Below are 13,508 nucleotides of genomic sequence, written 5' to 3' on the forward strand. Positions count from 1 at the left end.
TGGGAGCCGTTCTCCATGACGATCACCGTCGGCGGCAGCGCGAAAGCGGTGGAAGCCCTCAGACGCGACTCGTGCGCCGCCACCCGCAGCGACCCCGACCTGTACCTCGGCCACGCCGACGGAAAAGAGTTCTGCTCGGCCTATCCGAGCCGGGGTGAGAGCGCCGGGTACCAGGCACAAGGCTCCGTGGACCGGTGCTTCGTCGAACTGTGCCTGCCCGGGCAGCGGCCCGGCGGGACCGGCAACCCGGAGAAAAAGGTTCGGGAAAGGTTCGCCGAAGTGATGGACGACCTACGCGAGTACTACAAGGCCTGACGCCGACCCCGCCCACTCGTACCGAGACAGGGCGCGCGGCTGATCGGCGCTTCGTACGCCCCGTGCACGAACGGCACCGTCCGTCCCCCGAAGACACGGGCATCGGTGAAACGACGAACCCGCCGCTCGATCTGAGGACCTGTCAGGCGATGCGAGTGCCTTCGCCGCTGACCCGGACGCGCGGGTCACCCACGCGCAGCGTCACCGTGAGCTTGCCCGGGCGGCCCAGGTCCTCACCCTGGTACAGGGTGAGGACGGCGTCCTCGGGGACAAGGCCGAGTTCACGGGCGTACGCCCCGAACGCGGCGGCCGCGGCGCCGGTCGCCGGGTCCTCGACGACCCCGCCGACGGGGAACGGGTCACGGACGTGGAAGACCGCGGCCGATTCCCGCCACACCAGCTGGACCGTGGTCAGATCCAGGCGGTGCATGAGGGCTTCGAGGCGCGCGAAGTCGTACGAGAGATCCGCGAGGCGAGCGCGTGTCGCCGCCGCGAGAACGAGATGGCGGGCACCGGCGAAGGCGATACGGGGTGGGAAGGCCGGATCGAGATCGGTGGTCGGCCAGCCGAGCGCGGCGAGTGCCTCCGCGAGGTCGGCGGCGGTGATCTCCTCGACGTGCGGCTCGACGCTGGTGAGCGTGGCCCTGACCGTCCCGTCCTCCTCGGTCACCACCACCGGCACAGTGCCGGCCGGCGTCGCGAACACCAGCTGACCCGGACCCATCCGCTCGGCGAGCGCCACGGCGGCCGCGACGGTGGCATGTCCGCAGAACGGCACCTCGGCCTTGGGGCTGAAGTAACGAATGCTGTACGCCCGTCCCTCCTGACCGCCGAGGCCCTCCGGGAGAGCGGTCAGAAAAGCGGACTCCGAGTATCCGAGGTCGGCGGCGATGGCCAGCATGTCCCCGTCGTCCAGAGCGGTGGCGTCCAGAACGACGCCGGCGGGGTTTCCGCCGTCCGGGTTGCTGGAGAAGGCGGTGTATCGCAGCACCTCGGGCCGCGGCGCATTCGGCGTCATGCTCGGGACAACACGGCGTGAACCCGGGGCTATTCCTGAACCGCTGCGCGCGGGCCGGGCAGGTGGTGCCGACAACGCCGTCCCATAAGCTCGTGCACGGAGATGTCAGATGCCATATGGATCCACAGTGAGGAGGCGAGGGTGCTCGGACGGGGCATGCGGTCGCTCGCGGGTGTCGTGATCGTGGCCTGCATGGTGCTCCTGGGCTCCAGCGCACCCAACGGAACCCCCTTCACCAGGTCGCTTCCTGTGGATGCCGTCAGGGACGTCGTACCGAACCGGGTCATGACGTGGAACATCTGCAACCCCTGCGACAAAAGCGACGTCGACCGGGCCGCGGAGATCGCCACGTATGCGCCCCAGGTCATCGGCCTGCAAGAAGCGTGCGTGCGGGACGTCGAGAGGATCCGGGACCACCTGGAGCGCGTTCACGGGCTGGTCTACCACGTCGAGTACGGGACGGTCCTACGGAATTGGGGCCGTTGCGGGGGAGCGCCGTGGAGTCCGGGAGCCTACGGCCAGGCGGTCCTCTCGGCGGCACCGATGACAGACCGCGTCAACGTGGAGTACCCCGACGGAGGATCCGAAGACCGCGGCTACATGGCGGTCACCACCATGGTGGGTGGCAGGCCCGTACGGGTCTTCAACACGCACCTCGCCGAACGACGTCAGGAAGCAGTCCGGGCGGAACAGACCGGCGTACTCGCCGCGGCAATCGCCCGGCACGACCGTGCCATCGTCCTCGGAGACTTCAACGCCGTGCCGGACGCTCTCGAACTCACCCGGATATGGGCAGTGGCCGAGGACACGGATCCCCGGTGTCGTCCCTCGCCCGCCGGCGCCTGCGCGCCGACCACCGACTGGCACAGCAAGTTCGACTACATCTTCCTGCGAGGTCTCACCCCGCTCAAGCACAGCGTGGAACCCACCGCGTACTCGGACCACCACCTGGTGCACACCGACCTGGACGCCACCTGAGAAGCCGGCGGGGCTGGGGCTGCGACCGCAGCATCCGGTGTCCGTGTTCGTTCCGGCTCAGGCAACCCACGCAAGCGCCGGGCCGTCCTACCGGATACCGAGGTCGGGACAACGGTCGTACCGACGTGCCGGGCGCATCGGCAGCAAACGGTTGTCCGAGCGCTCGGGTGAGGAGGATGGGGATGACGGATCCGAACACCGAGGTGACCTGGGTCGACGCACGCAAGAGACTGCCGCGCAGCGGTGTACCGGTGGCGGCGGCGATCACGGGCCGGTATCCAGCCGGCAGCGCAGAGTCCGATACAGCGTCGGGGGAGGCATTCTGGCTGGTGAGGCCGATGTACTTCACGACTGCGCACTTCAGTGAGGACGGGACGGAACACAGGGACTGCTTCGTCGACTCCGACGGGTTCGTCCGTTTGCCCTACGGTCTCGCTGGCGATGACACCGTGACTCACTGGGCTGAGCTGCCCACCCTGCCGGGCAGAACGACGCACCTCGTTCTCGGGGAAGACGTGCAGCCGGCTCTCCAGGACGCGTGGAGCGCTCGTCCCGCCACCTGATCCACAGCTACTCATCGTGAGGGATGAGCCCTACCCCGGCCGAAGCCGTCCGTGACGGTCTCCGGCTGGAGGCGATCGCCGCCGACATCGCCGGCGACGGCGAGTCCGCCCTGGAACTGCTCAGGCTGCTCAGGCTGCTCAGGCGTCAACCTGTACGGCCGGGTTGTCGTGTGTGGCGCTGTTACTCCGAGGCGCTGTTGCGCCGGGCGCGGGCGGCGCGGGCGCGGTCGCCGCAGCGGGTGGAGCACCAGTGGCGCCGGCCGTGGGTGCGCAGGAGGAAGCGGTCGCAGGGTGCGGAGCCGCAGGCGGCGATCAGGCCGGCGTCCTGGCTGGTGAGCAGGTCGGCGGCGTCGGCGGCGAGGGTCGCCAGAGCGTGACTGACGGCCTGGTCGGTGGGGTGCGCCTGGACGCGGCGCGGTCCCTGCGCTCCGTCCCAGGCGAGCAGGGGTGCGGTAGGCACGGCCGTGAGCGCCTCGTTGAGGGCCCGCAGGGACTGCTCGGGAGGGGCGGAGCCGTCGACGCGGGCGCGGAACAGGGCCCGCACGTGACTGCGGAGAGCGCGCGTCCGCTGTGTGCACACCTCGTACAGCTTCACGTCCGGGGCGGTCAGATCGTGGGCGGCGAGCCAGCGCATGGCGGATTCGGGGGTGGCGAGCAGGTCGTAGCTCTGGCCGGCGGGGAGGGTCGCGGCGGTGTCGGCGAAGTCGAGCGAGCGGTACCGGTCGGCGCCCGGAGCCGGGGGCAGTGCGGTGTGTGCGATGTCGGCGACCACGGTCTCTTCCACATGCTCATGGTAACGCTTGCGTTTTTCCGTGATCCCTCCCTATCGTGAGTCACGGAAAAAGAGACTCCTATCCGTGATTGTCGAGGGTGGTCCGCATGCCCGAGCACGACGCCGAGCAGATACAGGTCCGTACGTTGGGCGGTCCCACCGCCTACTTCGAATACGGCGGCCTGCGCTTCCTGACCGACCCGACCTTCGACGGTCCCGGCGACTACCCCTCGCCGGGCCCGACCCTGACCAAGACCGCCCCCTCCACTGCCACCCCTGCCGAACTCGGCCCCGTCGACGTGGTCCTGCTCTCGCACGACGAGCATGCCGACAACCTCGACGCCTCCGGTCGCGCCATGCTCGCCGACGTTCCCCTCACCCTCACCACGCCCGGCGGCGGACAGCGACTCGGGGACGGGGCCAGGGGTTTGGCCGACTGGGAGTCGATCGACCTGAGCCGCCCCGGCGGAGGCACGGTCACCGTCACCGGTGTGCCCGCCGTCCACGGGCCAGGCCCCCGCGAAGAGGTCGAGCCGATCACCGGCCAGGTCGTCGGCTTCGTGCTCACCGGAGACGGCCTGCCCACGGTCTACGTCAGCGGCGACAACGCCTCACTCGACGTGGTCAGGGAAGTAGCCGGGCGTTTCGCCCCGGTGGACACCGCCCTCCTCTTCGCCGGAGCTCCCCGCTTCCCCATGCTTTTCGACGGCGGACTGATCGTCCTCGACAGCGCTCAGGCAGCCGAAGCCACCCGAATCCTCGGCGCCCGGCGCGTCGTCCCCGTGCACCACGACAGCTGGGCCCACTTCACCGAGGGCCGTGATGATCTGGAGGCCGCCTTCACCGCTGCCGGCCTGGCCGACCGCCTTGACCCGGCCTGGATCCAGCGCGACTGAGCCCGCCGAACCGCGACTGTCGCCGCATCGGCGACGGTCGTGCGACCTCCCGATGCCCGGTGCTGCCGTATGACGTGCCCGCCATGGCGGCGGTCGTCCGAAAGGCCTCATCAAGGCAGTTGGACCGGGTGGGCTTCGGCAAGCCGCCGAGAAGCATGCCAACTCATACGTGGGTGCCCCCGTCTCCAGACGGGGGCACCCACGTATGAGTATGTCGGCTTGCCCTGCGCGGGGTCGCGCCGATCGCCGGGCTGTTATGCGTGGGCGTGTCCGCGGCGATGTCCGCGGCCGGTGAACAGCCGGTACAGCGCCAGCAGGATGACGGATCCGACGATGGCCGCAATCCAGGTGGACAGGTCGAAGAAGCCGTCGATCGAGTCGACTCCGAAGATCACCTTGCCGAGGAAACCTCCGAGGAGCCCTCCGACAATGCCGATGAGCATGGTGATGATGATTCCTCCCGGGTCCTTACCCGGCATGAGTGCCTTGGCGATGGCGCCGGCGAGCAGGCCGATGACTATCCACGCGATGATGCCCATAACAGAATCTCCTTGCTGTCGGTTCGCCGTACGTATGTCCCCGGATCGCATCTCCTAACTACCTCGTTCAGAGGTTGCGCTGGAGATGTCGATCAGTTCGCGGATCGCCGTTCACCTCTGCGTGCCGATGTCAGGTCGGTGGCCTGTTGGTGGCACAGTGCCATTTCACATCGGCGGCACGATTCGCTCGCATCAGGCTTTGAGCCCCAACTCCCAGCGGCAAAAGGTGTTTTCACACTTCTCCGGGGGGCACACGGGTCGCCGGATCGCTGTCAATGAATGGGCGAGCGGTAGTCGTCGAGGACAGGGGAATACACATGCGACGCAAGGGGATGAAGGTCGGCGCGATCACGATGGCTGCGGTCATGGGGAGCGTCCTGGCGGGGTGTGGCGACGACAGTGAGCAGACGGGTGCCAAGGACGGTGCGTCGTCGCACGCGAACAGGAGCGACGGGGGCCACGACCAGGGCACGACGGCCGTACGAGCGGCCTACGACAAGACGGCCGAAGCCGAGTCGGCACGGATGACGATCAGGATGAAGCTCGCTGCGGAGGGCGAGTCGGTCACGTCGGAAGGTCAGGGCATCCTCGATCTGGCCGAGGGCGACAGCGTCATGACCATCACCGCGCAGGGCAAGAGCCTCGAGCAACGCGTGGTCGATGAGGTCCTGTACCAGAAGACCCCGGGCCGGAACGCTCCGGGTGGCAAGCCCTGGGTCAGGATCGACCTGGACAAGGTCGCCGCTCAGCAGGGCGTGAACAACCAGCAGATCGGCGACCCGGCCCAGACCGCGTCCTATGCCAAGGCGATCACTGACGAGGACGTCACAAAAGTCGGCACCGAGAAGATCGACGGCGTGAACACCACGCATTACCGGGTTTCGGTGGATGTGACCAAGCTGCCGGGCGGCGATCAGATGCGCGAGCAGCTCGGCCCGACGTTGCCGATGCAGGTCTGGCTCGACGACGAGGGCCGGCTCCGTCGCCAGCAGATGGACATGACCGTCAAGGTCGCGGCCTCCGCCTCCGCGACGCCGGACGCCGGCGCAGCGCCGCAGCAGCTCAAAATGAGCTCTGTGATGCAGTTCTCGGACTTCGGCACGGAGGTCGACGCCGAGGCCCCGCCGGCCGAGCAGGTGGCCGACATGACTGACAAGGCCCTGCAGCAAAGCCAGCAGTCCTGACCAACCTGGAAGTCATCCGCCGTGCTGCGACCTCCGTCCGCGTCGAGCGGTGCGGACGGAGGGGCGGACGGCGTCCACCCGTTCGGTGATCTTTCGGGCCTGCGGGCGTCTCTCCGATGGTGCACCGATCCTGATCACAGCACGAACACCAGCAGGAGTGCTGTGGCCTCGCTGGAGCTGCCTCTGGAGTATGGCTTGTTCGCGACCAGACGCGGATGGGCCGGAAGTCGTACATTGGTGGAAAAGATGTCCAGTCGCCGAGGGGGGCGATAACCCCACTGTCTCGTGGTCGAATTGGTCCCGACTGTACTCGGGATGATCTCGCTTATCTGCTGTATGACATACGTCGGTGTTGCCGCAGCCATCGCGCTTGTGGCCACCTTTTCCAAGCGGCCGAGCCGTCGCCGGGAGGCCCGCGAAACCCTCCGGATCTTGGTGCGCATGCAGGCAGACGTGTCACCTCAGGAACGATAGCTTTCTGCCAACTTGCAGTCTTGCAGTGACAGCTCAAAACGGCTGGCGTGACGGTCTTTCATGTTGGTGCAGAGGCGCCGAGTTGGGCACTGACCAACGACCTGGAAATCGCGCCGATCATCAAGTCGCCTACTCGTGCCGGCATCAGGATCCGATGGCGGCAAAGAGGCCGTCTCCCCTCTTGGCGCCCCCATCCCGCATGCTGACCGAAGCCGGGTAGCGGGACAAGGCTTCAGGGGAGCTGTTCCGTCCTGCTGGCGACCAACTGGCCGGCCGCGAAGCCGTCGATGCGGGCTGCCCGAGCGGCTGCCGCGACGGGCAGCGTCACATCGGCCTGATCGTCGGTGAGATCGACCGATGCGTACGGTCGCTGGTCGACATAGACGTCGACGCGATCGACGTTCGCCGCCCTCACCTTGAGCTTCAAGGAGCCGTTGACGGAAACGGCGTCCGTGACGGACACGGTGTGCGGCTCCCGGTCCTTGAGGAGCCGGCCAGCCCGGTCGAGGAGATCGACGTTGTCCTCCAGGAGGTCCCGGCGGGTCATCCGGTGCAGTTCGTCGGGGACGACGCCCAGGTCCTCCACAGGAGTGCCGGACAGGGCACCGACCCGGAGGGTGCGGCGGATGGACACGCGCATGCCGGCTCCCTTCGGCAGCGGTACGTACGGCGTGGCTCGGTCGTCCTCGAGGAGGTCGGTCAGAAGTTTGTGGGTCCAGACGTTGGCCCCGCCCGCGCCGGTGTTCTCGTCGGTGCCGAGCACGGGGCCGATCCGGTGGTCCTGGAAACCGGCGGCGAAGATGTCGGTGGCCGAGTAACAGCGGGCGTTGGTGATGAGAACCACTGGCCCGAAGTACTGCTGGCCGATGGCGTTCGCACCGTCCTCGGGGCTGAGGGGGAAGGCACTCGAGAAGGTGGCGCCGGTCTCAATGGCCTGCTCCATCGAGTCGACCCAGGCACTCAGGTCGATGCCGGAGGAGTCGCGATGCATGCGGCAGATGCGCAGGTTGAGCGGGGTGTTGATGAACTGCACCGGCTCCGGGACGATCCGGCGAGGGGTGAGGACCTGCAGGGCGAACTCGGCGGCATGGATGTCACCGCCGCCGTTGTCCCGGACGTCCACGAAGAGCCCTTCCTGGGGCAGCTGCCCGACGAGCCGGACGAACTCCTGCAGGAATGACCCCAGGTCGTCCACGCTGAACGTGAAGATGCGGATGTGGCCGAACCGCCCGGAGGACGTCGTCACCTGCTGGGCCCTGAACACCTTGGGCATGGTCGTGGCGATCTCGCTCCGGCGCAGCTCGGGTACCGGTTCGTCGGCCTGGACGGCCTGTTCCTGGGCGACGACCCGAGGGGCGAAGAGCAGCACCTTCGCCCGGCCGGCCTCGTCCGCGTCGAGGTCCACGCCCTGGGCCAGGGCCCCGGTGCTGATCGCGTCCGCGTCCACCATGGGAGGCAGGTTCTCCACGATCCGCCAGTTCTCGCGCAGCTCATGATGCGTGCCGCTCTCGTCGATGTAGCTGACGGTCACCCATTCCTCGAAGGGCGGCAGGTGGATGCGCAGCGGCCGTACAGTCAGCGACTGGATGCCTCGGCTGCGCCGGGCGGGAGTGTTGCTGCCGGCGAACCGGGCCGCGTTCAGGTCGACGGCTGCCGAAATGGGGATGCCGCTCCAGTGGGTGACCTCGACGCCGGGGGCGAAGCCGGGTGCGGAGAAGCCCTCGGCCACGTGAGTGACCATGAAGTGGGGTCCCTGCGCGTCCGTGTACTGCTCGATGAGGAACGGCAGGAAGGCGATTTTGCCCGTGAAAGGTTCGGGGAGCAGGTAGTTGGTGTGAAGGTCTCTGACCGAATGGAAGATCTCCGACATCTCGGCGTGGAAGAGCCACTCCGGTGGCATGGTCTGCTCTGTCTGCCGCTCCAGGCGCCGGCGCAGCACCCGCAGGCGCTGGACCGGGTTCACGGCGTGCATCGCGGTCTTGAGCGGCAGGTGGACGTAGTTCTGATCCAACAGGACGAGTGCCTGATCGACGATGAGGCGGCGCTCCTCCAGAGTCAGCGTGCCCGTCCCTTCGAGGAAGCCGCTCAATGGACGTGCGGCGGTCAGGTGAGAGCGGACCGATTCCGCGGCATGCCGGATGAAAGCGGGTGTCCTGTCTTCGGCCGGGCCCGTCATGTTGTTCCTCCAGGGTGATTCGAACGGAGTTGGAAGGGCCGTGCGACCGGCATCAGCGGCGCACCGTCAGCGGCAGCCGTACAGGGGGAGCGGCACACCCACGCCGATGCCACGACCGGTTTTCCGCGCCTTCGGTGACGAGCGGGCGTCGCTCATCAGCCGCTGCCCGCCCGGGGGTCACTCGTCGGTAGGTGGGTGTCCTCCGGGACGTCGCGTGCTCAGCTCAGGCGGTTCGACGGCAACTGACCGTTCACCGGCAGGAGATCGAAGAAGTCGTGCTCTGCCGTCGGCTCGTACCGCAGGAGGGCCGCGAAGCGGACCACGCGGACGGTCACATGCTCGATCGCCTCGGGTGCGGCCTCGTCCAGGGATTCTTGGACCGTGCCGTGCCAGTAGCCCGCGTCGGTGAGCGGATCGCCGGTCCCGTCCTGAGGGGCTTCGGAGGGGTGCAGGCTCACCGGCAGGTACAGCCGCGTGACGCCCTTGTCCGTACAGGCCCGGGCGAGCAGCCTGCCCGTGAGCCCGTCCCCGCCGCGCTGCCCGGGGGCGAACCGCGCCAGCACCACCAGAAGCGGCCGTTCGCCCACGCATGGCCAGCTCTGCGTGAAGACCTCGCTGTGCTCCTGTCCGCCTTCGCCGCTGTTCTGCGGCTCGTACGGCCCGCCCGCACCCCGGGGATCGGGACGCGAGCCTCCGCCGAAGTACGCCCAGCGCCAGCCCTCGGTCCGCCCGTCGGCGTTGCCTGACGCGGCACCTTCCTCCCAGGCATCCATATAGTCGGGGTTGCGGACACTCGGTGTCGGAGGGGTGTTCGGTGGGGAGCTGATGCCCGCGTCGTAGCCGTCCTGCCAGCCCTTTACCTCGACCGGTATGAATACCCCGGGCTCCTCCGGGACCGGGTAGGGATTGTGCTGAGGCATGGGGAACTCCCTTGTCCGCTCACCAGGTTCGTCGCGCGACTCTCCAGCACACCGACGCCTCGGTCGAGGGTGCTGCCGCCGTGCGGTGTGCCGTGCGTGATGACGGTTATCGACCGTCGCCGATGCAGTGCCGACGCTACGGGGCCGCTGTCAATGCGACGTCATTCCGGCGTCATCGACATGGGGAGACGCGCTCAGGGCGGCGGCTTCCCGGGGTCATGGGAAGCAGTGGGTGCCGCTCGTCGAGCGGAAGCGCGCCGTACCAGGGGGGAGCCGTGTAGCCGTACCGCCCGTGTGCGGCGGTGCGGACCACCATCGTGACCCGTCACGCGTCGCGACGGCAGGCCTGTGACCTGCGTCCCGCGAGGTTGCGAAGGGCGGAGGAGGGACAGAAACTGATAATGAGGGTCTCCTCGGAAAATGAGGTACGTCCTCGCATCGCACCGGGGCCGACGGCGCGACGACGCGCTGTCGGTGAGGCGGGCCGGCCTTCAGAGGTGCGCTCACGCAACACACTGTGAGCGAGGCGATGATGGTGTCTCCTCCACAGCTGCGGTTGCTCGGCCAGTTCCGGCTGGAACTCGGTACCGAGACCGTTGAACTGTGCCGCAATGGCCAGCGGTTGCTGGCGTTCATGGGGTTGAGGGGCCGGGTGTCCCGCACCGTTCTCGCCGGCACGTTGTGGCCCGAGGTGACCGAGGAACACGCCAGGGGAAGTCTGCGCACCACCTTGTGGAAGTTGCCGCGCGGCGAGCCACCCCTGATCGTGTGCTGCGGTGACTCGCTGGTGGTCACCCCGGCCCTGCGTGTCGACGTCCACGTCCTCACGCGAACGGCGCTCGACGTCGTGGAAGACTGCGGCCCACCCTCGCACACCTGGCCACCCCTGGAGCTCCTGACCGGAGAGGATCTGCTGCCGGGGTGGGACGAGGAGTGGGTGCTGGTGGAGCGTGAACGCTTGCGACAACTGAGACTGCACGCGCTCGACACCCTGGCCGAATCCCTGATACGGCAGGGCAGAACGGCCCTGGGGATGGAGGCCGCCTGGGCAGGCGTACGCGCGGAGCCCTTACGGGAGAGTGCGCATCGGGCCATCGTGTCGGCGCATCTCGCGGAGGGAAACATCAGCGAAGCGGTGCGCCACTATGAGGCGTTCCGCCGGTTGTTGCACCAGGAACTGGGCGTCGCGCCCTCGTCGCGGTTCGCCCGGATGCTTCCCGAGCGACTCTCCGAGCGGACCGCGCCACGAAACCGGGACCTGGCTCGCCGGGACTGCCTTCGAGCATGGTTCCGGTGATCGTCAAGAGCCTTCGGCTGCTCCTCCACAGCCCACGGGATGCGCTCCACAGCCCACGGGATGCGAGGGAGCAGCCGGGTCGTCGCGCTGGCTTCAGGGCCAGACGCCGGCGAAGTCGATCCCGCGTGCCCACTCGGGATGGTCTATCAGCGGGTTCCGGTTGCCCTGGATCTCCGCGATGGCCGCATTGCGGTGCAGCTCGTACTCGGTGACCGCCTCGCTCTCGTGCCACCGCAGCAGGACCGGCAGCCGGTCCTCGGGGAACTCGCGCGCCGCGTCGCCGACCCGGCCCGGATAGCGGAGCAGGAAGTACAGGGTGGCACGGGCGACCGCGCCCTTGCCGTCGCGCGGTTCGAATCCCGTGCTCTCGCGCATCCCGCAGGCGTCCCGGACCGTTTCCTCGAAGTCGGGGAAGTCGAAGTACGGGAAGTTGCCGCGGAAACTATTGCAGCCCGCCTCGCACGCGAACAGATGATGCAGGTCGCCCCGCATCGGCTCTTCCTTGGCGAACCACGACTGCGGCACCACGTGCTCGCAGTTGAACGGCAGGGACGCCTCCAGGGCATCGAACTCCGCCTCGAACTCGGCCGGTCCCGCCGTGCTCTCCTGCAACAGCAGTTCCTGTACCTGGGCCAGCCGGGCCTCTGCCACGGCCGCGTCGGCCCGTATGAGCTCCTCGGCGGAGAAGTCCTTGCCCGAGTAGATGCTGCGCAGCCGGCCGTCCTTGTGCAGGTCGACCCACGGGTAGACCAGCCTCATCGGCTTGTACCTGGGCCGAGGCTCGTGGGTCTCCGTCAGCAACGTGGTCAGCGTACGGCGCAGCGCGTCACCGTCGTCGGTGCCGACGTTCGCGTAGTACGCGTCGCGTGCGGCGATGTCAGCGGTCCGAACGTAGTAGGGACGTTCCTGCGTGAGTCGGTGATTGACCAAGGCCGCGTCGACGTCCTTCTCGACCGCTGACACGACGCCCATACGTCCGGGCGGCTGAGGTGCGGCCTTCGGCACCGGCGTGAGCGCGGGCAGCGAGGCGAGGGGGGCGGCCTGCGCAGACGAGGCTGTGTCGAAGCCGAGCGTGAGCCGCAGTGGGATGGTGAGCTGGGCGGTGCCGAAGGCCACGTGCGTCTGTTCCGGTGCCTGTGCTCGTGAGCCGTCGGTCCCCGGCCGGGGGGACTCGCCATGGGCGGAGGGCATCGGAGGGGAGCTCTCCGTGGGGGGCGGAGTGAGCCCTGTGGTGAACACCTCGTCCCGCAGCCGGGCCGCCTCACCGGTCAGCGGCGCCTCGTGCAGCGCCCGCAGCACACGGCTGATCCGTACCCCCTCGTTGGCCCTCCAGGCCAGTTGCTGCTCGCCCATCTCCGGCCGCCACACCGTGCCGTCGACGCTCAGTGGCCGGCCCTCGGCGTCGGTCTTCGGGACAGCCGAGTGGTGGAGGGCGACGACCTCCCACTGATCGTTGAAGACCGCAGAACCCGACGAACCTTCACGAGTGTCGGACTCGTAGTGCAGGAACCGCTCCAACACGTCGACGATCTGGTTCTCGCGCAGTGCGACCTGCTTGGGTTCGCCCCGGGGATGCTGGATGATGTTGACGAACTCCCCGACGACGACCTTCCCCTCGGCCTCGCTGAGGACCAACCGGCCGAAGGACGACAGGGTCTCACCCTGGACACCGCGCGGGGCCACCGCGACGAGGCTGTAGTCCAGTGCCCTGTCGCTGACGAAGAACCGGAGCGGTTCCAACTGGAAGACCGCCGGCAGGAGCGGACTTCCGTCGCTGCCGTCCTGGAACGCGAACGCGACCGTGCTGCGGCTCGCCTCCTCCGTGCCGCGCAGTACGTGGTTGTTGGTGAGCAGCAGGGAGGGGGACACCATGAAGCCGGTGCCATGCCCGCCTCCCGGCCCGCTGATGGTGATCCGGCCGACCGAGCGGGAGACCTGGACGCCTTTCTCCAGGAACGCGACGGGGGTGAGGTTGTTGCGCCCGATGAGGCGCTCCAGCCCCAGCACGTCACTGGTGAAGGTCTCCGGGGGCAGCCGGAGGGTGCTTCCCGCGCTGCTGGCGGGTTCCGTCGGCGTCCGCTCGATCGCCCGGACCAGGGCCCAGTCGGCGCCGAGACGTGCCAGCCGTTTCTCGACTCGCTCCGGGGCGTCCGCGTACAGCGGACCACGCGTTTCGAGAACGGATTGGTTCTTCTCCCGCCGTTCGGTTCGGTTCGCATAGCGCGCCGCGGCCATCGTCAGCTGTGACAGATAGTCCGACTCTCGTTCGGAAGCGAGTTCCGCCGTGGCCATGATCCGCCTCCTGGCCTGATCTGATTGTGGCGGTGGTGTCTGAGACACGGGTTCTTCTAGGGGGCAGGCGGACGGTGCCCGGGT

At 68.2% G+C, this 13,508-nt stretch carries 12 protein-coding genes and 1 pseudogene; 7 read left to right on the forward strand and 6 right to left on the reverse strand.

The genetic code is table 11. The annotated features are described in order from the left end of the window. Positions 1 to 15: 15 nt before the first annotated feature. The gene (locus tag IE178_RS27050; RefSeq protein WP_193514104.1) at positions 16 to 315 is read left to right on the forward strand and encodes a hypothetical protein; all 300 of its coding nucleotides are present in this window, start codon (positions 16 to 18) and stop codon (positions 313 to 315) included. Between the two features lie 142 nt (positions 316 to 457). Here IE178_RS27050 and IE178_RS27055 read toward each other — a convergent pair whose 3' ends face one another. After that, positions 458 to 1,333 carry a PhzF family phenazine biosynthesis isomerase gene (locus IE178_RS27055; RefSeq protein ID WP_193514105.1) on the reverse strand — a complete coding sequence of 292 codons (876 nt, stop codon included), beginning with the start codon at positions 1,331 to 1,333 and terminating at the stop codon, positions 458 to 460. A 156-nt stretch (positions 1,334 to 1,489) separates the two neighbouring features. Here IE178_RS27055 and IE178_RS27060 point away from each other — a divergent pair, with 156 nt between their 5' ends. The 3 genes and pseudogenes from IE178_RS27060 to IE178_RS27070 all read left to right on the forward strand — a co-directional run. Beyond that, positions 1,490 to 2,311, forward strand: coding sequence for an endonuclease/exonuclease/phosphatase family protein (locus IE178_RS27060; protein WP_438874417.1), 822 nt, complete (start codon positions 1,490 to 1,492; stop codon positions 2,309 to 2,311). A 182-nt stretch (positions 2,312 to 2,493) separates the two neighbouring features. Then, positions 2,494 to 2,874 (forward strand): AQJ64_40280 family protein, encoded by a 381-nt coding sequence (locus tag IE178_RS27065; protein ID WP_184765780.1) that lies wholly within the window; start codon positions 2,494 to 2,496, stop codon positions 2,872 to 2,874. 13 nt (positions 2,875 to 2,887) lie between these two features. Next, positions 2,888 to 2,996, forward strand: a pseudogene (locus tag IE178_RS27070) (response regulator transcription factor); the annotation flags it as partial. 59 nt (positions 2,997 to 3,055) lie between these two features. Here IE178_RS27070 and IE178_RS27075 read toward each other — a convergent pair. Continuing rightward, positions 3,056 to 3,658: an ABATE domain-containing protein gene (locus IE178_RS27075; RefSeq protein ID WP_184765779.1), complete on the reverse strand. Its 603-nt coding sequence runs from the start codon at positions 3,656 to 3,658 to the stop codon at positions 3,056 to 3,058. Positions 3,659 to 3,753: 95 nt separating this feature from the next. Between IE178_RS27075 and IE178_RS27080 the strand changes: the two genes are divergently transcribed. Then, positions 3,754 to 4,542, forward strand: coding sequence for an MBL fold metallo-hydrolase (locus tag IE178_RS27080; protein WP_193514107.1), 789 nt, complete (start codon positions 3,754 to 3,756; stop codon positions 4,540 to 4,542). A gap of 254 nt (positions 4,543 to 4,796) precedes the next feature. On the opposite strand, the gene IE178_RS27085 is transcribed toward IE178_RS27080, so the two are convergent. Continuing rightward, positions 4,797 to 5,081 (reverse strand): GlsB/YeaQ/YmgE family stress response membrane protein, encoded by a 285-nt coding sequence (locus IE178_RS27085; RefSeq protein ID WP_184765777.1) that lies wholly within the window; start codon positions 5,079 to 5,081, stop codon positions 4,797 to 4,799. Positions 5,082 to 5,398: 317 nt separating this feature from the next. Here IE178_RS27085 and IE178_RS27090 point away from each other — a divergent pair, with 317 nt between their 5' ends. Further along, entirely contained in the window at positions 5,399 to 6,265 is an 867-nt protein-coding gene (locus IE178_RS27090; protein WP_184765776.1) for an SCO4651 family lipoprotein, read from the forward strand. A gap of 706 nt (positions 6,266 to 6,971) precedes the next feature. On the opposite strand, the gene IE178_RS27095 is transcribed toward IE178_RS27090, so the two are convergent. Both IE178_RS27095 and IE178_RS27100 read right to left on the reverse strand, forming a co-directional pair. Beyond that, positions 6,972 to 8,828: a S41 family peptidase gene (locus tag IE178_RS27095; RefSeq protein WP_318280266.1), complete on the reverse strand. Its 1,857-nt coding sequence runs from the start codon at positions 8,826 to 8,828 to the stop codon at positions 6,972 to 6,974. Between the two features lie 305 nt (positions 8,829 to 9,133). Further along, on the reverse strand, positions 9,134 to 9,835 hold the full coding sequence (locus IE178_RS27100; RefSeq protein WP_193514109.1) for a hypothetical protein: 702 nt from the start codon (positions 9,833 to 9,835) through the stop codon (positions 9,134 to 9,136). Positions 9,836 to 10,352: 517 nt separating this feature from the next. On the opposite strand from IE178_RS27100, the gene IE178_RS27105 reads away from it, so the two are divergent. Further along, entirely contained in the window at positions 10,353 to 11,132 is a 780-nt protein-coding gene (locus IE178_RS27105; RefSeq protein WP_438874416.1) for an AfsR/SARP family transcriptional regulator, read from the forward strand. A gap of 93 nt (positions 11,133 to 11,225) precedes the next feature. Here the strand turns inward: IE178_RS27105 and IE178_RS27110 are convergent, their stop codons facing one another. Next, positions 11,226 to 13,424, reverse strand: a complete 2,199-nt coding sequence (locus tag IE178_RS27110) for an endonuclease (protein ID WP_193514110.1) — start codon at positions 13,422 to 13,424, stop codon at positions 11,226 to 11,228. Between the last annotated feature and the right edge of the window lie 84 nt (positions 13,425 to 13,508).

This window comes from Streptomyces griseoloalbus, from assembly GCA_014650015.1.
Taxonomy (GTDB): domain Bacteria; phylum Actinomycetota; class Actinomycetes; order Streptomycetales; family Streptomycetaceae; genus Streptomyces; species Streptomyces griseoloalbus.

Bases quoted from the DNA above. Each gene is read 5' to 3' on its own strand.
- IE178_RS27100 (WP_193514109.1), bottom strand. From the start codon at position 9,835: ATGCCTCAGCACAATCCCTACCCGGTCCCGGAGGAGCCCGGGGTATTC.
- IE178_RS27065 (WP_184765780.1), top strand. From the start codon at position 2,494: ATGACGGATCCGAACACCGAGGTGACCTGGGTCGACGCACGCAAGAGA.
- IE178_RS27110 (WP_193514110.1), bottom strand. From the start codon at position 13,424: ATGGCCACGGCGGAACTCGCTTCCGAACGAGAGTCGGACTATCTGTCA.
- IE178_RS27080 (WP_193514107.1), top strand. From the start codon at position 3,754: ATGCCCGAGCACGACGCCGAGCAGATACAGGTCCGTACGTTGGGCGGT.
- IE178_RS27085 (WP_184765777.1), bottom strand. From the start codon at position 5,081: ATGGGCATCATCGCGTGGATAGTCATCGGCCTGCTCGCCGGCGCCATC.
- IE178_RS27060 (WP_438874417.1), top strand. From the start codon at position 1,490: ATGCGGTCGCTCGCGGGTGTCGTGATCGTGGCCTGCATGGTGCTCCTG.
- IE178_RS27050 (WP_193514104.1), top strand. From the start codon at position 16: ATGACGATCACCGTCGGCGGCAGCGCGAAAGCGGTGGAAGCCCTCAGA.
- IE178_RS27055 (WP_193514105.1), bottom strand. From the start codon at position 1,333: ATGACGCCGAATGCGCCGCGGCCCGAGGTGCTGCGATACACCGCCTTC.
- IE178_RS27090 (WP_184765776.1), top strand. From the start codon at position 5,399: ATGCGACGCAAGGGGATGAAGGTCGGCGCGATCACGATGGCTGCGGTC.